The sequence below is a fragment of the Pseudomonas sp. NBRC 111132 genome (assembly GCF_001320565.1).
GTDB lineage: Bacteria > Pseudomonadota > Gammaproteobacteria > Pseudomonadales > Pseudomonadaceae > Aquipseudomonas > Aquipseudomonas putida_P.
In genome coordinates this window covers 28,443-46,220 of record NZ_BCBI01000018.1, presented here as the reverse complement: position 1 = coordinate 46,220, position 17,778 = coordinate 28,443, and the positions used below count along the sequence as shown (strand labels likewise).

The 17,778-nt window shown below is 62.1% G+C and carries 19 protein-coding genes; 7 read left to right on the top strand and 12 right to left on the bottom strand.

Features of this window, described 5'->3' with window-relative positions; all coding sequences use genetic code 11:
- Nucleotides 1-27 precede the first annotated feature (27 nt).
- Both rimI and APH35_RS11020 read right to left on the bottom strand, forming a co-directional pair.
- A complete protein-coding gene (gene rimI, locus APH35_RS11025) occupies nt 28-483 on the bottom strand; it encodes a ribosomal protein S18-alanine N-acetyltransferase (protein ID WP_060514798.1) in 456 nt (151 codons plus the stop codon).
- Nucleotides 480-1,265, bottom strand: coding sequence for a hypothetical protein (locus APH35_RS11020; protein WP_060514797.1), 786 nt, complete (start codon nt 1,263-1,265; stop codon nt 480-482). Before APH35_RS11020 ends, rimI begins: the two co-directional genes overlap by 4 nt.
- Nucleotides 1,266-1,502: 237 nt before the next feature.
- Between APH35_RS11020 and mksB the strand changes: the two genes are divergently transcribed.
- From mksB to mksF, 3 genes are read left to right on the top strand one after another with little or no spacing between them, the layout of a single operon-like run.
- Nucleotides 1,503-2,792 carry an Mks condensin complex protein MksB gene (gene mksB, locus APH35_RS11015; RefSeq protein ID WP_012270439.1) on the top strand — a complete coding sequence of 430 codons (1,290 nt, stop codon included), beginning with the start codon at nt 1,503-1,505 and terminating at the stop codon, nt 2,790-2,792.
- A complete protein-coding gene (gene mksE / locus APH35_RS11010) occupies nt 2,782-3,489 on the top strand; it encodes an Mks condensin complex protein MksE (protein WP_060514796.1) in 708 nt (235 codons plus the stop codon). The genes mksB and mksE overlap by 11 nt, the downstream gene beginning before the upstream one ends.
- Nucleotides 3,486-6,317, top strand: coding sequence for an Mks condensin complex protein MksF (gene mksF, locus APH35_RS11005; protein ID WP_012270437.1), 2,832 nt, complete (start codon nt 3,486-3,488; stop codon nt 6,315-6,317). The genes mksE and mksF overlap by 4 nt, the downstream gene beginning before the upstream one ends.
- 104 nt (nt 6,318-6,421) lie before the next feature.
- On the opposite strand, the gene APH35_RS11000 is transcribed toward mksF, so the two are convergent.
- The 5 genes from APH35_RS11000 to rplU form a co-directional block, all read right to left on the bottom strand.
- A complete protein-coding gene (locus APH35_RS11000) occupies nt 6,422-6,883 on the bottom strand; it encodes a CreA family protein (protein WP_012270436.1) in 462 nt (153 codons plus the stop codon).
- Nucleotides 6,880-7,998 carry a glutamate 5-kinase gene (proB, locus tag APH35_RS10995; protein WP_012270435.1) on the bottom strand — a complete coding sequence of 373 codons (1,119 nt, stop codon included), beginning with the start codon at nt 7,996-7,998 and terminating at the stop codon, nt 6,880-6,882. Before proB ends, APH35_RS11000 begins: the two co-directional genes overlap by 4 nt.
- Nucleotides 7,999-8,083: 85 nt before the next feature.
- Nucleotides 8,084-9,310, bottom strand: coding sequence for an Obg family GTPase CgtA (gene cgtA, locus APH35_RS10990; protein WP_012270434.1), 1,227 nt, complete (start codon nt 9,308-9,310; stop codon nt 8,084-8,086).
- 187 nt (nt 9,311-9,497) lie between these two features.
- Nucleotides 9,498-9,755 (bottom strand): 50S ribosomal protein L27, encoded by a 258-nt coding sequence (rpmA, locus tag APH35_RS10985; RefSeq protein WP_003247464.1) that lies wholly within the window; start codon nt 9,753-9,755, stop codon nt 9,498-9,500.
- A 38-nt stretch (nt 9,756-9,793) separates the two neighbouring features.
- Nucleotides 9,794-10,108 carry a 50S ribosomal protein L21 gene (rplU, locus tag APH35_RS10980; protein ID WP_003247466.1) on the bottom strand — a complete coding sequence of 105 codons (315 nt, stop codon included), beginning with the start codon at nt 10,106-10,108 and terminating at the stop codon, nt 9,794-9,796.
- 244 nt (nt 10,109-10,352) lie between these two features.
- Here rplU and APH35_RS10975 point away from each other — a divergent pair, with 244 nt between their 5' ends.
- From APH35_RS10975 to APH35_RS10965, 3 genes are all read left to right on the top strand, one after another.
- The gene (locus APH35_RS10975; protein ID WP_012270433.1) at nt 10,353-11,321 is read left to right on the top strand and encodes a polyprenyl synthetase family protein; all 969 of its coding nucleotides are present in this window, start codon (nt 10,353-10,355) and stop codon (nt 11,319-11,321) included.
- Nucleotides 11,322-11,488: 167 nt separating this feature from the next.
- Entirely contained in the window at nt 11,489-11,827 is a 339-nt protein-coding gene (locus APH35_RS10970) for a zinc ribbon domain-containing protein YjdM (RefSeq protein ID WP_012270432.1), read from the top strand.
- An 84-nt stretch (nt 11,828-11,911) separates the two neighbouring features.
- Nucleotides 11,912-12,157: a PA4570 family protein gene (locus APH35_RS10965; protein ID WP_012270431.1), complete on the top strand. Its 246-nt coding sequence runs from the start codon at nt 11,912-11,914 to the stop codon at nt 12,155-12,157.
- A gap of 127 nt (nt 12,158-12,284) precedes the next feature.
- Here the strand turns inward: APH35_RS10965 and APH35_RS10960 are convergent, their stop codons facing one another.
- From APH35_RS10960 to APH35_RS10940, 5 genes are all read right to left on the bottom strand, one after another.
- Entirely contained in the window at nt 12,285-12,902 is a 618-nt protein-coding gene (locus APH35_RS10960) for an FKBP-type peptidyl-prolyl cis-trans isomerase (RefSeq protein WP_012270430.1), read from the bottom strand.
- Nucleotides 12,903-12,987: 85 nt separating this feature from the next.
- A complete protein-coding gene (locus APH35_RS10955; RefSeq protein WP_012270429.1) occupies nt 12,988-13,293 on the bottom strand; it encodes a DUF6482 family protein in 306 nt (101 codons plus the stop codon).
- 128 nt (nt 13,294-13,421) lie between these two features.
- Nucleotides 13,422-13,910 (bottom strand): TIGR00645 family protein, encoded by a 489-nt coding sequence (locus tag APH35_RS10950; RefSeq protein ID WP_012270428.1) that lies wholly within the window; start codon nt 13,908-13,910, stop codon nt 13,422-13,424.
- Nucleotides 13,911-14,019: 109 nt separating this feature from the next.
- Nucleotides 14,020-14,358 carry a PA4575 family protein gene (locus tag APH35_RS10945; protein WP_003247487.1) on the bottom strand — a complete coding sequence of 113 codons (339 nt, stop codon included), beginning with the start codon at nt 14,356-14,358 and terminating at the stop codon, nt 14,020-14,022.
- 160 nt (nt 14,359-14,518) lie between these two features.
- The gene (locus APH35_RS10940) at nt 14,519-16,957 is read right to left on the bottom strand and encodes a Lon protease family protein (RefSeq protein ID WP_060514795.1); all 2,439 of its coding nucleotides are present in this window, start codon (nt 16,955-16,957) and stop codon (nt 14,519-14,521) included.
- Between the two features lie 261 nt (nt 16,958-17,218).
- Between APH35_RS10940 and APH35_RS10935 the strand changes: the two genes are divergently transcribed.
- Nucleotides 17,219-17,707, top strand: coding sequence for a DUF3015 domain-containing protein (locus tag APH35_RS10935; protein ID WP_012270426.1), 489 nt, complete (start codon nt 17,219-17,221; stop codon nt 17,705-17,707).
- Nucleotides 17,708-17,778 lie beyond the last annotated feature (71 nt).

Below are 17,778 nucleotides of genomic sequence, written 5' to 3'. Positions count from 1 at the left end.
GCCGTGGCTGCTATCGATTAAGCCAGGTCAATCCTCAAGCAGCGTGCAGGCCATCACCAGGGCATCTTCACGGCCACCAGCAATCGGATAATAGTCACGGCGTCGGCCGATTTCGTTGAAACCGTAACGTTCGTATAGATGATAAGCCGACTGGTTGCTGGCGCGTACTTCCAGGAAACATTCGCGACCATTGAGCTGGTAGGCCCGGGCCATCAGGTGCTCGAGCAGGCGCAGGCCCATGCCGCAACCCTGGTTTTCCGGCTTTACGGTGATATTGAGCAGGTGGGCTTCGTCGATGATCACGTTGATTACGCCATGGCCCACTTGCTGCTGGCCGTCGAACATCAGCCAGACCTCGTACGACTTGAGCGCATCCTGAAAGATTCCGCGGGTCCAGGGATGACTGAACGCGGCATATTCGATCTTAAGCACGGCATCCAGATCCGCCTCGGTCATCGGGCGGAAACTGATCGAGTCACTCATTCAACGCTCTTCCAGCGCGCCATCAGCTGGCGCATGGCTTTCCAGACGTCCGCCTTGCGTTGCGGCTCGTCCATCAACAGTTCAAGGCCCGGCAGCGCCCAGGCGTCGCCCAGGCCGTCCAGCTTAAGGGGTTGGTAATAGGCCTCGGCATCGGCATTGGCGGCAAAGCGCAGTGCCGGCAAGCCAATCAGCCACAGACAGGTGCTCGAGGCGTCTTCCAGGCGGGCCTGGACAAAACCCTGGACGAAATCGCGCGCGGCCTCCGGGCCCTGGTCCATGTTGCCGCGCACCAGCAGCGGCCAGCGCACAGGCTCGCCGATGATCTGCGGGGCGTCGGGCAGGCCGGCGGCACGCAGCATGTCCTTGAGCAGCAGGTAGGACGGGTCGCGGCTCTGGAACGGCTGGCCTGTGGCCAACTCCACCAGCAATAGGCAACTGCCGGTGCGCAGCAACTGCAACGAGAAGCGTGGAGGTGGCACGGGCGCCGGGCGGGGTGCCGCCGGCTGCTCTTCGGCCTCGACCGGCTTGGCGGCGGGTTTGGGCGCGCTGTTCGGGCGCGGGATCTCGATTTTCGGCCGTTCGCCGGAACGGGCCTGGGGTGTGGCGGGAGCGTCATTTGCAGCCGGTGCCGGCCTGATTTCGAAATCGACATCCTCGACCGTCGCCACCGGCAACAACAGCTCCGGCCGCGACGGTGCGGCGAACGGCAGTTCGGCGCGCGGCAACCAGTGCACCACTTGCATGGCGGAAAGGTAGGCGCGGCGACGGGGTTCGGTGAGCAAGGGATGGGTATCCGAGGGGTGAAGACAATTGGGCATTCTAACGTGTACGCCTTGGTTTTTGCAGCGCCTATCAGACCGAGCGCCGCCGGTGCGGCGCTCGCTCTCAAAACCGCCCCAAAAACAACGCCATACACCTACTAGTCATAAGGTTATCCCTCATTACAGACCAAGGGGTGAAAACCTCCCCCCGGGATGCAGTACAATCGCCCCCTTTTTCTTGGCAACGAGTCGAAGCCAATGATCGAACCCAAGCGCGTCCTGCGCGCCCTAGCCGAACACTGGGCCCTGATCGAGCCGCTGTGCGAGCGTTTCGACCAGGGCACCCTGAGCCTGGTCGAGTTGCGCCAGCATGTGGCCCGCCAGCAGCTCGAAAGCACCCCGCAGGACATCACCCAGCTACTCGACGTGTGGATCCGCCTGGATATCCTGGTCCCGGTTGCCAAGAGCCCGAACCGTTTCGAGCTCAACGCGCAGATCCACGACTTCCTCGCCTACCTGCGCCGCGAACACCGGCTGGGCCTGTGCCTGGAAATCGAAGCGTACTTGCGCCACCTGGAACGCCTGGCCGGGCACATTCAGGATGCCTTCGACAATCGCGACAGCGACGACCTGGCGCGCCAGCTGCGCCTGCTCGACATGCGCGTGCGCGATGTGCTGAAAAAACTCGACAACGACGAGCAGGCGCTGGTAGCCGTGGCCGAACGGGCCAAGACCAGCAACCGCCAGATTCCGCTGCGCCAGCGTTATGCCGAAGTACTCGCCACCTGGGACGAATACGTCGAGCCGATGATCCAGCTGGTCAACGCCGACGGCGCCTTCGAGCAGGGCGTACGCAAGGTCGAGACCGTGCTGTTGAAGCTGCTGGGCGAACAGGCGCGCCTGGGCCACCTGGTCGATGACGACATGCTGCTGCGTACCCACGCACGCATCCTGGAAATGCAGACCAGCGCCCAGCTGACGCTGCGCCACGCCCGCGAGTTGCTATTGCCGCTGCGCGAAGAAGCACGCCGGCACAATGCCGTGACCCGTGGCGCCGCACTGGCCCTGTCGGTGATCCGGCGCAAGGGCATCGATGCCGTGCCGCAAGCGGCCATGCCGATGTTCACCCGCCCGCAAAGCACCTTCCTTGGCAGTGCCAGCCAGGTCGAGGCCTACGTCTACGCCCTGGCCCGCTTCGAACCCAAGCCAGCGCGCTTCCCCAAGGCCCACAAGACCCAGTCCGGTGCCCTGCCCCGCGCCCCGCGCACGGTGAAAGAAATGGCCGAACGCTGCGAACAAGCCCTGCCGCTGCCTGACCTGATGGTCTGGCTGCTTGAGCAGGAGCCCGAGGGTGCTACGGACGAGTTGCTGTACTGGTTCTCGCGCCTGTCGCGGGAAAAACGCTTCAAGCGCGAACGCCTCGACCGCCGCGAGTACACCACCCAGGAACACCTGGTCAGCCTGCGCTCGTTCGCCCTGACCTCCAGCCGCGAAGACGCCGCCAGCGCGCCTACCGAATCCAACGCGAGCCCAGCCCATGCATCTTGATCTTTCCGAACTGTCCCAGCTCGCGCCGATCTTCCGCGAGCTGTTCAAAGGCTTCCACGTCAGCCGCCGCGACCCCGAGTTGTATGCGCAGCTGTCGAATTTCCAGGACCAGTACCGCACCCTGTTCAAGGCCCTGGGCTTCGAACTGGTGTGCGACACCCGTGGCTTCTACTACTTCGTCCCGGACATGACCGCCGCCCAGGTCAACAAGACCGCGCAGCGCCTGTCGCTGTTCACCTTCATCCTGGTCGAACATCTTGCCGACCAGGGCCGTGACCCGATGGCCGTGCTCGACGGCGGCAGCATTGGCCGCGACGAACTGCCCTCGCTGCTGGACAAGTACCGCGACCTGTTCTTGCAGGCCGAAGTGCAGACCGTGGACGAGCTGGAAGAAAAGATCCTGCGGCGCATGACCCAGCTCGGCTTCGCCCACGAGGAAGGTGGTATCTACCGCTTCCTGCCGCCCATGCACCGCTTCCTCGATGTGTGCCTTTCGGTGCAGCAAGACCGCGACCTGGCCGCCACCCTGCACAGCGACCTGCCGCTGCCGACCCCGGTACTGGTCGAGGAAGAAAGCGCCGAAGAACTCAACCGTACCGACGACCCGCTCGACCTCACGCCCTTCGAGGGCGAGGAAAGCGAAGAGGACGCGCTGGCCCGGGCCATCCGCGAAGAGCAACAGGAGATTGACGCATGAGCCAGGAACGCTACGGCATCCGCCGCTTCGCATTGCTCAACACCGCCGGCTACAGCCTTGGCCTGTTCCCGCTGGAGCACCCGCTGTCGGTGTACGGCGCCAACAACCTGGGTAAATCGGCGTCGATCAACGCCCTGCAGTTCCCTATCCTGGCGCGCATGTCGGACATGAGCTTCGGCAAGTACAGCCTCGAGCAGTCGCGCCGCTTCTACTTTGCCAGCGACACCTCGTACATTCTCTGCGAACTGAGCCTGCCCCACGGCCCGCACGTGATCGGCGTGGTCGGGCGCGGCCCGGGTGGCGGTTTCGGCCACCAGTTCTTCGCCTACAAAGGCGAACTGGACCTGGCCCACTACCAGAAAAACGACACCTGCCTACGCCAGAAAGAGCTGTTCACCAACCTCGAGCGCCTTGGCATCAAGGCTTATGAAGTGAAGCCGGACGAACTGCGCCGGTTGCTGGTTGGCGGCCACACCTCGGTGCCGCTGGACCTGACCATGATCCCGCTGCGCTCCACCAGCGAACAAAGCCTGAAAACCTTCCGCGCGCTGTTCATCAACCTGCTGCACATGCGCGAAATCACCGCGGCCAAGCTCAAGCAGCTGTTCCTCGACGCGTTCGAGCACAGCCTGCGTTCAGGCAGCGTCGACTACATCGCGGCGTGCGAAGAGGCCTTCCGCGACGTACGCCGCATGGAGCAGGACTACAACGCCCTGGTTGCTGCCGGCCCACTGGTCGAGGCCCTGGCTGGTGGTGTTGCCCAGCGCGACATCCTGCGCGGCAAGCTGCACCGCATTTCGCCTGTGCTCGACACCCTGCTGGGCACCTGGCAGGAATACGCCATGGCGCGCAAGGAAGAGCTGGTCATCCAGTCCGAGCACTACCGTGGCGAGCAGGACCGCCTGCAGAACGATCAGCGCGGCGGTACCCAGGAACTGATGCGCCTGGAACGTGAAATCACCGGTATCCAGCGTTGGCTGGGCGAGCTGTCGGTGCTCAAGCACCGCTTCGCCCTGGTCGATGACGTCAAGGTGCTGGAGCAGCAGTTGCTGGCGGCCAAGGACGCCCACGACGAACTGGCCGGCGCCCTGGCCCAGTCGCGGCAGTTCAGTGCCGAAGACCTGGACGAGCGCGTACGCGACCTGGAAAAACGCCTGAAGCAGGTCAAGCAGCAGCTGGACCACGCCGACAACAACAGCTACGCCCGCCTGCGCGAAGAGTTCTCGCAGCAGGACGTCGACCGCCTGATGCGCCTGTTCAACGGCGCACTGTTCAGCCTGCCGCTGGGCGACCGTGGCATCGAGCTGGACGACAGCGACCTGTGGGTGAAAACGCTGGAAGCGGTGCTGGATGGCTTCAAGGGCGAACGTTTCGAAGCCCCGGGCCTGGCCATCGACTTGACCCACATCGACCCGCCGGCACTGCAAGCCCTGGCGGACCGCGCCGCCCTGCGCGACCAGAAAGAGCGCCTGGAAAAAGAGCTGAAGCAGCTCAAGACCCAGCAAGCCGTGGCCGCCGACCGCTCCGCCTCCAAAGCGCAGACCGAAACCCTGTACCAGGAAGTGCTGGATGCGCAGAAAGCGCTGGAGGACTTCCGCCGCAGCCAAACCCTGGCCGCCGAAGAGCCCGAGAAGCTGGAACAGCTGTCGCAACTGGAAGCCGCCCAGGACGAACTCAAGCGCTCCAGCGATGCCTTCACCGAGCGTGTCCAGCAGCTGTCGGCCAAGCTGCAGCTGGTCGGTAGGCAGCTTGGTGACCTGGAGTCCAAGCAGCGCACCCTGGAAGACGCCCTGCGTCGTCGCCAACTGCTACCGGCCGACCTGCCCTACGGCACGCCGTTCATGGAAGCCATCGACGACTCGATGGACAACCTGCTGCCGCTGCTTAACGACTACCAGGACAGCTGGCAAGGCCTGCAACGTGTGGATAACCAGATCGAGGCGCTGTACGCCCAGGTGCGCCTGAAAGGCGTGGCCAAGTTCGACAGCGAAGACGACATGGAACGCCGCCTGCAGTTGCTGGTGAACGCTTATGCGCACCGAACCGACGAGGCCCTGACCCTGGCCAAGGCCCGCCGCGCTGCAGTCACCGACATCGCCCGTACCCTGCGCAACATCCGCAGCGACTACGACAGCCTCGAGCACCAGCTGGCCTTGTTCAACCGCGAGATCAACAAGCGCCAGGTGTCCAACCTGGAAAGCTTCCGTGTGGTACTGGCGCCGAACAAGGAAGCGCTCAAGCACATCGACCAGATCATCCACAGTGCCGGCCAGTACGAAGAAGGCGAAACCCTGTCGGTGTTCGACCTGACCCAAAGTGCCGATCAGGACAACAAGAACGAAGAGGCCAAGGAATACCTGGCACGCCTGGTGGCAGCCAACCACAACCAGTTGGGCCTCAAGGACCTGTTCGAGCTGGCGTTCGAGATCACCAAGGTCAACGGCCAGCCGATCATCCACGCCGACATCGACGGCGCAGCGTCCAACGGCACCACCATGACCATCAAGGCGCTGACCAACATGTACCTGTTGCTGCACCTGATGGACCGCGACCTGGCCGGTCGCATTCGCCTGCCGTACTACCTGGACGAAGCGGCGGACATCGACGAACGCAACCAGGCGGCACTGCTGGAAACCAGCCTGCAGCTGGGCTTCGTGCCGATTCTGGCGAGCGTGAAGCCGCAGGTATCGGCACGCGTGGCGATCGACCTGGAAGGTGGCAGCGGGCCAAACGGCATCTACATCGACGAGGCGGACTGGAAGTTCATCAGCCGGCTGGATGAAGTGAAGGCGGTTGTGCGTGAGGATCAGGCCGAGGAATTGGCCTGATATCGGTGTGATAGGGCCGCTCCTACAGGGATATGTGCTCCCCTGTAGGAGCGACCTTGTGTCGCGAAAGGAGGCCGAAGGCCTCCCGGCAATCTACCAGGCTATCAATGAGCCCAAGGCAAGATCGGTATCGCGGTCACCGCATTCTGCGGGCTGCCTTCGATCATGCGGTCGCTGTACACCAGGTACACCAGCGTATTGCGCTTCTTGTCCAAAAAGCGCACCACCTGCATGGTCTTGAACACCAGCGAGGTGCGTTCCTTGAACACTTCCTCGCCATCCTTCAACTCACCCTTGAAGTTGATCGGCCCGACCTGACGGCAGGCAATCGACGCCTCCGCACGGTCTTCCGCCAGCCCCAAGCCACCCTTCATGCCGCCAGTCTTGGCCCGTGACAGGTAGCAGGTCACGCCCTCGACCTTGGGATCGTCAAACGCTTCGACCACAATGCGGTCGTTCGGCCCAAGGAACTTGAAGACCGTGGACACCTGGCCGACTTCCTCGGCCCCGGCCAGCATTGGCAGTGCCAGCGCTGCCACGGCAATCACCCGCTTGAACAGGCTCATACCAGCACCAGATTGTCGCGGTGTACCAGCTCAGGCTCGGCGCTGTAGCCAAGAATCGACTCGATCGCGTCCGAGGGCTGGCCAATGATCTTCTGCGCCTCCAGGGCGCTGTAGTTGGCAAGGCCGCGGGCCACCTCGATACCGTCCGGGCCAACGCACACCACCATCTCGCCACGACGGAAGCTGCCCTGCACGGTCTTCACACCTACCGGCAACAGGCTCTTGTTGGCCTGGCGCAGTGCCTGCACGGCACCGGCATCCAGCACCAGGGTGCCACGGGTCTGCAGGTGGCCGGCCAGCCATTGCTTGCGCGCAGCGAGCATGCCGCGCTCGGGCGACAACAGGGTGCCCAGGCGCTCACCCGCCTTGAGGCGATCCAGCACGCGCTCGATGCGGCCACCGATGATGATGGTGTGGGCACCGGAACGGGCGGCCAGGCGCGCAGCGCGCAGCTTGGTCTGCATGCCGCCACGGCCCAGGGCGCCCCCGGTACCACCGGCCACGGCGTCCAGCGACGGGTCGTCGGCACGGGCTTCGTAGATCAGCTGAGCTTCGGGGTTGTTGCGCGGGTCGGCGTCGAACATGCCATCGCGGTCGGTGAGGATCACCAGCAGGTCGGCCTCGACCAGGTTGGCCACCAGTGCCGCGAGGGTGTCGTTGTCGCCAAAGCGGATTTCATCGGTGACCACGGTGTCGTTTTCGTTGATCACCGGCACCACACCCAGGTCGACCAAGGTGCGCAAGGTGCTGCGGGCGTTCAGGTAACGTTTGCGGTCGGACAGGTCGTCATGGGTCAGCAGGATCTGCGCGGTGTGCTTGCCGTGTTCGCCAAAGCTCGACTCCCAGGCCTGCACCAGGCGCATCTGGCCGAGCGAGGCAGCCGCCTGCAGCTCGTTCATCGCGCTCGGTCGCGTGGTCCAGCCCAGCTGGCTCATGCCGGCAGCCACAGCCCCGGAGGAGACCAGTACCAACTCCACGCCTGCCTCACGCAGCGCGACCATCTGCTCGACCCAAACGGCCATGGCACCGCGGTCGAGGCCCTTGCCATCGGCGGTCAGCAGAGCACTGCCAATCTTCACGACCCAGCGCTTGGCGCCCGTCACCTTGCTTCGCATCTTCTTCCAACCTATGTCGAATCTGTAGATACCGTGGATACAAAAACGCCGCTCCAGAGAGCGGCGTTTAGTGTACTGCAACCGGTCAGTCGCGCACGTAAATGATTTCCGGGCCGTCTTCGTCGTCCTCGAAATCATCATCCCAACCGTCATCGTCGCCGATGTCGTGCACGCTCTTGACGCCAGTACGGCGCAGGGTACGCGCGTCGTCCAGGGCCTGCAGCTGGGCACGGGCTTCGTCTTCGATGCGCTGGTCGAGGTCGGCCAGCTCTTCGGCGTAGGCCGGGTCGTTGGCCAGGCGATCGGCGCGGTCTTCGAGGTAGCGCATCAGGTCATGGCTGAGCTTGTCGGTACCCTGCTTGGAGATAGCCGAGATCACGTAGACCGGGCCTTCCCACTCGAGGCGATCAATCACTTCCTGAACACGTTCATCACGCTCGTCGTCCATGACCATGTCCGACTTGTTCAGTACCAGCCAACGCTCACGCTCGGCCAGCGACGGGCTGAAGCGGGTCAGCTCGTTGACGATGACTTCGGCGGCATCGGCCGGGCTGCTTTCATCCAGCGGCGCGATATCCACCAGGTGCAGCAGTACGCGAGTACGCGCCAGGTGCTTGAGGAAGCGGATACCCAGGCCGGCACCCTCGGAAGCGCCTTCGATCAGGCCGGGGATGTCGGCGATGACGAAGCTCTTCCAGCGGTCGACGCTGACCACGCCCAGGTTTGGCACCAGGGTGGTGAACGGGTAGTCGGCCACTTTCGGCTTGGCGGCCGAGACCGAGCGAATGAAGGTACTCTTGCCGGCGTTCGGCAGGCCCAGCAGGCCGACGTCGGCCAACACCTTCATTTCCATCTTCAGGTCACGCTGGTCACCCGGTTTGCCTGGGGTGGTCTGGCGCGGCGCACGGTTGGTGCTGGACTTGAAGCGGGTGTTGCCCAGGCCGTGCCAGCCGCCTTGTGCAACCATCAGCTTCTGGCCAGGGGTAACCAGGTCACCGATCACTTCCTGGGTCGAGGCGTCAATCACGGTGGTGCCGACCGGCACGCGCAGGAACAGGTCTTCACCCTTCTTGCCAGTGCAGTCGGTGCTGCCGCCGTTGGAGCCGCGCTGGGCTTCGTGGTGACGGGTGTAGCGGTAGTCGACCAGGGTGTTCAGGTTTTCGTCGGCAACCATGTACACCGAGCCACCATCACCGCCGTCACCGCCGTTGGGGCCACCGTTCTCGATGAATTTCTCGCGACGGAAGCTCATGCAACCGTTGCCGCCGTCACCGGCTTTGACCCGAATCGATACTTCGTCAACAAACTTCATTAAAACCGCCTCTCGTCGGCAGACGAGCTGAATGACTCAAAACATGAGGCTCTTGCAAAAATGAGCGCGGCGGCCCCGTACGACCGTAGAAACCAACGCCGGCAACCCAGACAAACAGCTTTGCAAGAGGCTCACCACAAACGAAAAAGCCCCGTCGCATGACGGGGCTTCTGGAGCGACGTCGCGATTAAGCGGCGACGATGCTCACGTAACGGCGCATGAACTCGCCTTTCTTCTCGAACTTGATCACGCCTTCGATCTTGGCGAACAAGGTGTGGTCCTTGCCCATGCCAACGCCGTAGCCAGCGTGGAATTCGGTGCCGCGCTGACGGACGATGATGTTGCCTGGCTTGATAACCTGGCCGCCATACATCTTCACGCCAAGGCGTTTAGATTCTGAGTCGCGACCGTTACGAGTACTACCACCAGCCTTCTTGTGAGCCATGGTTCAATTCTCCAAATAAATTCAGGGGATCTAGGGGATTAAGCCTGGATGCCGGTGATTTTGATCTCGGTGAACCACTGGCGGTGGCCCATACGCTTCATGTGGTGCTTACGACGACGGAACTTGATGATGCGAACCTTGTCGTGGCGGCCTTGCGAAACGACTTCGGCCACTACTTTAGCGCCAGCAACAACTGGAGCACCGATGGTGACTTCTTCACCGTTGGCGACCAGCAGAACGCGATCGAAGGTCACGGATTCGCCAGTGGCGACTTCCAGTTTTTCGATCTTGAGGAATTCACCTTCAGCGACTTTGTACTGCTTGCCGCCGGTAACGATTACTGCGTAAGACATGGTATTTCTCCGATAATCCTGCTCACCCAGCGCTTTATATGATGAGTATTGGCTGGCATGGCTGCACAGGGCTGGAACGGCCCGGCGCAATTGCGTAAGGCAGGTGCTGCCCAGGAAGTTAGGGTGCGCGATTGTACGCAACCGCGGTTTTGCTTGCAAGTACCGCCCCCGGCCAGCTGGCACCGCGCCTTGACACACCGGGACCCGCGACCTAGCATGCCGCGCAACCTCACTGGAGCAGCCGATGCAACCCCAAACCTTCTACCGCGCGGTGGCTGATGATTTCAGCGCCGTCGACGAGATCATCAAGAAGCAGCTGACCTCGCGCGTGCCGCTGGTATCGAAGATCGGCGACTATATCACGTCGGCCGGTGGCAAGCGCCTGCGTCCCCTGCTGGTACTGCTGTGTGGCAAGGCCCTGGGCCGTGAAGGCGACGACCTGCGCCTGCTGGCCGCCACCATTGAATTCCTGCACACCGCCACCCTGCTGCACGACGACGTGGTCGACATGTCCGGCATGCGCCGTGGCCGCTCCACCGCCAATGCCCTGTGGGGCAATGCGCCGAGCGTATTGGTGGGTGACTTCCTTTATTCGCGCTCGTTCGAAATGATGGTCGAACTGGGCTCGATGCCGGTCATGCAGATCCTCTCCAAGGCCACCCGGGTGATTGCCGAGGGTGAAGTGCTGCAGCTGTCGCGGGTACGCGACGCCAGCACCACCGAGGAGGTCTACATGGAGGTGATTCGCGGCAAGACCGCGATGCTGTTCGAAGCCTCGACCCACAGCGCCGCAGCGCTGGCCGAAGCCACTGATGAGCAGCGCGAAGCCCTGCGCACCTTCGGCGACCACCTGGGCGTGGCCTTCCAACTGGTCGACGACCTGCTGGACTACAAGGGTGACTCGCAAACCCTGGGCAAGAACGTCGGTGACGACCTGGCCGAAGGCAAGCCTACCCTGCCGCTGATCTACACCATGCGCGAAGGCACTGCCGAGCAGGCCGCACTGGTTCGCCAGGCGATCCAGAAGGGTGGCCTGGAGGATCTGGAGCAGATTCGCGTGGCGGTCGAAGAGTCCGGCGCGCTGAAGTACACCGCAGAGCTGGCGCGTGATTATGTGAAGCGTGCCATTGCATGCCTCGAAGTACTGCCAGCCAGCGAATACCGGGATGCGCTGGTTGAGCTGAGCGAGTTTGCGGTCGCGCGTACTCACTGACAGACAGAGTCGTCTTCATTCGCGGGCAAGCCCGCTCCTACAAGGACTGCGCCGCCTGTAGGAGCGGGCTTGCCCGCGATGCTTTTGTCCGGACATAATCACTTCTGGAAAAATACCTTTTACAATGTGGGCTTTTAACCGCCCGTCTGTTTGTTTGAGGATCCGAAGTGAGCACTCTGCCACCCTGCCCAAAATGCAACTCCGAATACACCTATGAGGATGGCACTCAGCTGATCTGCCCTGAATGCGCCCACGAGTGGTCGGCCAGCGGCGATGCCGAGGCCAGCGACGAGGTGGTGAAAAAGGACTCGGTCGGCAACATCCTGCAGGACGGCGACACCGTCACCGTGATCAAGGACCTCAAGGTCAAAGGTTCGTCCCTGGTGGTCAAGGTTGGCACCAAGGTCAAAAACATCCGCCTGTGTGACGGCGACCACGATATCGACTGCAAAATCGACGGTATCGGCGCCATGAAGCTGAAGTCCGAATTCGTGCGCAAAGTCTGATTACACAAAAATCCGCCAATTGGTGCTTGCTATTTTGATAATAAGAATTATTCTCACTGGGACCGCTTTCCAAGGAGAATAGCCATGACTTATCTGATCGACGCCTGGCTGGACCGCCCTCACCCCTACCTGCGCATTCTTCATCGGGAAACCGGCGAAGTGTGTGCGGTGCTTGAACAAGATGCACTCGACGAATTGCGTGACCAGGGCGACCTGGACATGAGCGGGTTGAATTCGAGTGAACCTGGGGTACTGAAGGAATTGGTGCGGAACTTGTTTCTGTTCTGCTATGCGCGGGCATTGCGCCCGATGGGGACAGATTGGAATTGAGGCCAGCAGGGCTGGCCTCTTCGCGAGCAAGCCCGCTCCCACAGCGACCGCGCAAGGTTTGAGTTCTGCGCAATACCTGGAGGAGCGGGCTTGCCCGCGAATGGGCCGCAATGCGGCCCCGAGGGCATTACAGAACGTCGAGCAACTCGACGTCGAACACCAGTACGCTGTGCGGCGGGATGCTGCCAACGCCTTGGGCACCGTAAGCCAGCTCGCTCGGCACGTACAGGCGCCATTTGCTGCCAGCGTTCATCAGCTGCAGGGCTTCGGTCCAGCCAGCGATCACACCACCAACCGGGAATTCAGCCGGCTGGCCGCGCTCGTAGGAGCTGTCGAACACGGTGCCGTCGATCAGGGTGCCGTGGTAGTGCGTACGCACGTTGCTTTCGCGGGTCGGCTTGGCGCCTTCACCTGCGGTCAGTACTTCGAACTGCAGGCCCGAAGCCAGGGTGGTGATGCCATCACGCTTGGCGTTTTCGGCCAGGAATTCCTTGCCAGCGCCAGCAGCGGCTTCAGCCTTGGCGGCCGCTTCGGCTTGCATGATGTCACGGATCACTTTGAAGCTGGCCGACAGGTCGGCTTCGCTGACGCGGCTGTCGGCGCCGTTGAAGGCGTCGGTCAGGCCGGCCAGGATGGCTTCCAGGCTGACGCCTGGTGGCGGGTTGTCGCGCAGCTGGCCGCCCAGCTGACGGCCGATACCGTAGCTGACGCGCGTTTCGTCGGTGGACAGATTGAGTTCGGACATTGTCGTGCTCCACTGCAGGGCGCAGTGCAGCCGCGCCCTTGATGAAAAGGGCGAGCAGCCTAGCACACTGGGGCGCGGCGAGCAGCTACCAGGCCGAGCGTTGGGAGATCGGCACCTTCAGGTCTTCTTCCGGGTGCGTACCCATGCCGCACATTTCGTCCTGCACCGACCAATGCACCAGGTTCATCGAGACCATGGGGATGGTTTGCAGCAACTTGCGCGCATCTTCCACCGAGTGCACGCGCAAGCGTTCACCACGGGTATCGGACAGAGGGTGAGCGTGGCCTTTGACCCGGGCCTCGAGCAGGTAGTCACCGCCTTCGATGGCGATCAGGTTCAGTTCGTCGACATGGCCAGCCCTGGCCTCGGTGTTGAGCTGATGCAGGTTCATGAGAGCACCTCGCGATGAGAACCACGCATGAGTGCTCATTTTTTCTACAGGCCAGCCGAAAGCACAAGCCAGAAACAACACCGCCCGTCCGTTTTGCAACGGACGGGCGGTGAATGCAGCAACCTGGCTTAGTGCTTGGTCAGCTTGTCCAGGTAGCCCATGCAAAACGCCGAGATCACGAAGGTCATGTGGATGATCACGTACCACATCAGGTAATCGGTGGAGATGTTCTGCGCATCCATGAACACCCGCAGCAGGTGAATCGACGAAATCGCCACGATCGATGCGGCAACTTTCATCTTCAGCGACGAAGAGTCCATCTTGCCGAGCCAGTTGAGCTTTTCCTTGCTTTCGTCGATGTCCAGTTGCGAAACGAAGTTCTCGTACCCGGAGATCATCACCATGACCAGCAGGCCACCCACCAGCGACATGTCGATCAGCGACAAGATCACCAGGATCAGGTCGGCTTCGCTCAGGGCGAAGACGTTGGGCAGGACATGGACCACTTCCTGGAAGAATTTCAGTGCCAGGGCCAGCAAGCCAAGGGACAGGCCGAAGTAGATCGGGGCGAGCAGCCAGCGCGAGGCATACATCGCGTTTTCGAGGATACGTTCCATGAAGTTCAGGACTCATCAGGTGACTAAAAATCGACGGCGAGTATAGCCAGCCACCTGTTACAGCAAAAGCCCGGTGAACGGGGGGCTGCTTTACAGCCCCGGCAATCGTTCAGGTCTCTGGATGAAACTGGTAATCCCCAAGATTACGGCACCGCTCGCCATTGATCCGCCGTAACTGCGCCTGCAAATGCAAACACCAGATCTGCGGGTCTTCGGCCACCTGGTACCCATGCAAGGTCAGGCTGTCGACGATGGCATTGAGCACCGATTCGGCCACCAGCGGCCCATGAAACGGCCCCTGCGCCTTGATCGCGGAAGGTTGTTCACCGGCCATGCCGGCGGCGAACAGCAACGTCCACATGCCGTTGTCCCCGGCCAGTGGGCGGATGCTGCATTCGATGCGGGTCACCAGGCCCAGGCACTGGCGTGTGAGGCTGAGGTTGCGCATGGCCGCGTCCCCTCCAAAAAGCCTTGTTCAGCCTGAACCTCAGGCTGTTTCCATCCTGAACCTGATACCGTCCTTAAGTTCCAGCATAGAAGAACAGTACAGAAAGATGGAAAACCGGCGCTGAACGGTAGCACATCGCCGCCAGCGCCAGTTTATTGACTCAAGCCGGTTTGGCCTTGGCAATCACCTCTTCCAGGTGTTCCTTTTCTGCCTTCTCGATTTCTTCTTCGCTGATCATCTCGGCAATTTCACGCAGGCGCTCCACCACCCGAGCATTGACGCTGCCCTCGGTGAACAGCCCCTTGTCGTCGAGCACCCCGGCCTCCTCGCCCACCAGCAGGCTCAGCGCCTCATCAGCCTGGCTGACCGCATAGACGTGGAACATGCCGTTCTCCACGGCCTGCAGCACGCGCTCATCAAGCATCAGGGTGGCAACGTTGGCACGCGGAATGATCACCCCCTGCTCGCCCGTCAGGCCTCGCGCCTCGCAGAGGCGGAAGAAGCCCTCGATCTTCTCGTTGACCCCGCCCACTGCCTGCACTTCACCAAACTGGTTGATGGAACCAGTGATAGCGAAACACTGCTTGAGCGGCGTGCGCGACAAGGCTGAAATCAGCGTGCAGGCTTCGCCCAGCGAGGCGCTGTCACCGTCCACGTAGCCGTAGGACTGTTCCAGGGCGATGCTCGCGGAAATCGCCAGCGGGAATTCCTGGGCATAGCGGCTGCCCAGATAACCGGTAAGGATCATCACGCCTTTGGAGTGGATCGGCTGGCCAAGGTTGACCTCACGCTCGATGTCGACAATGCCGCTGCCGCCTGGGTACACAGTGGCCGAAATACGTGCCGGCATACCGAACGCCGAGTCGCCCACCTCCAGCACCGTGAGGCCGTTGCACTTGCCGATTGCAGCACCTTCGGTATCGATGAGGATGATGCCGGCGAGCATGTCGTCCAGCACCCGCTGCGACACACGCCCGGTGCGGGTGGCCTTGGCCTTGAGCGCACGCTCGATGTGGCCGGCGTCGGTCATTTCGTCACTGGCCAGCTGGCGAATGAAATCAGCCTCGCTCACCAACTGGAACAGGTCGCCGATACGCGCCGACAGGCGCGACTGGTTTTCAGCCAGGCGAGCGCTGTAGGTGGCCAGGCGCGCCACGGCGTCGCTGGTCAGCGGCGCCATGCCCTCTTCGTTGGTGCGGGTGCGCAACAGCTGGGCGAACTGCTCCAGGTTCTCGTCGACCATCGGCATGTCTTCGTCGAAGTCCACCAGCACGCGGAACATCTCCTGGAAGTCCGGGTCGTGGTCCTGCAGCGCGTAGTACAGCTGGCGCGAGCCGATGATCACCAGTTTGACGTTGAGCGGAATCATCTGCGGCTGCAGGCTGACCGTGGCGACACGGCCCAGTTCACCGATCGGCGACTCCATCTTCAGCTTGCGCGACTGCAGTGCACGCTTGAGCGCATCCCAAACGAACGGCTCGCCCAGCATCTTCTCGGCTTCAAGAATCAAGAAGCCACCGTTGGCACGGTGCAGCGCGCCTGGGCGCAGTTGGCGATAGGAGGTGTACAGCGCGCCTTGGTCGGTGCTGTATTCGATACGGCCGAACAGGTTGTCATAGGTCGGATGCGGCTCGAACACCACCGGCGCGCCGCCGGCTGCGTGATGGCCCACCACCAGGCTGGGCGCGTACTGCTCTTCGAGCAGCTTGCGGGCCACGGCGTCGGTCTTGCTGTCATCCACCAGTTGCTCGACCACGGTACGCAGCAGGTTCAACTGCACCGATTGCAGGTATGCGCAGACCGCCGCGTTCTCGGCGTACTTTTCCGACAGCGGCGCCAACAGCGGCTGCAGCGCCAGGGTGATGGTTTCTTCGTTCAGCTGGCGCAGTTGGTTGTTCGACTCGCGCTTCCACTGCGGCAAGCTGGCCAGCTCTTCGTTCAGCTGTTCCTCGAGCAAGGCAATGTCTTCGTGGAACTGCTCGCGTACCGCTTCCGGCAACTGGGCGAACTCGGCTTCATCCAGCGCCTTGCCATCGGCCATCGGCGTGAAGGCGACGTTGCTGGCATCGCGATACAAGGCCACGTCTTTTTCCAGCGATGCGCGCTCTATCACGTCCAGGGCGCGGTCATAGCGCTGGTTGAAGGCACGGTCGATAGCACCCTTCTTCTGCTGATAGGACGGGTGTTCGAAAACGGCAGGAAACGTGGACAGCAGGTTGTCGATCAACCCGCCCATGTCGCTGATGAACTCGGCGGCGCTCCCAGACGGCAGCTCCAGTGCCCGTGGCTCACGGGTGTCGTCGAAGTGGTTGACGTAGACCCAGTCGGCCGGGGTCTGCTGGCGCTTGCCCTCGGCCTTGAGGTAGCGCTTGACGAACGAGAAGCGCCCGGTACCGGGCTCACCCATTACATACACGTTGTAACCAGGGCGCGGCATGGCCACGCCAAACTGCAGGGCCTCGACAGCACGCTCCTGGCCCAGGACTCCGCGAAACGGCTCCAGATCGTCGGTATTGGTAAAGGCAAACTGCTCGGGGGAGAAACGCCGGGTCAGGGCTTCAGGCGCGAGACGCAGGCGCGCAGCGACAGGATCGGGCATTGGGTTTCCTTACTTCGGCGGGCAGATGACCAGCATTCTGGCGCTGCCCCAGCGCGCCTTGCAAGGCTCTACGGGACTTTAATATCGCGGCAGGTCTTAGCCCGTGCAGGTCATGTAACAGCAAATTTTTCGCAATCAACAACGCAACCTTTAGATCGTGCCTAAACTCCAAGCTGCGCGGGTGGGTGAAAAGCTTTCCCGACCTGGCAACCGAGTTGCCAGAAACCCTGACCCTTGGTTAAGACAAAGAGAACAAATGCTATGAAACGGATTCTTCTGGGTACTCTGTTCACCGTGGTCTCGCTGAACGCCATGGCCGAAGCGCCTGGCGGCCCGAACTGCGGCTGGGGCAACATGCTGTTCGAAGGCCAGCGCGGCACGCCGGCACACTTCCTGGCTTCCACCACAAACGGCACCTCCGGTAACGCCACCTTCGGCATGACCTCCGGCACCAACGGCTGCTCGACCAAGGCTTCGCTGACCTACGGCGGCAAGTCCTGGTTCGCCATGAACGGCATGATGAACGAGCTGTCCGAAGACATGGCCATGGGCCAGGGCGAAGCACTGACCACCTATGCCGTCGTCCTTGGTGTGGCCCCGGAAGACCGCGGCTACTTCAACTCGGTCACCCACCAGCACTTCAACCAAATCTTCAGCAGCGCCGACGTCACTGCCGAAACGGTTCACAGCAACACCCTGGCCGTTCTGAAAAGCGACCCACGCCTGGCCAAATACGCCACCGAGGCCTAAGCACAGCTGCTCCCGCCCCACCCGGGGCGGGTTTCGCCTTTTTCGGCATCGTTTAGAAGTAGTTGCCCGAT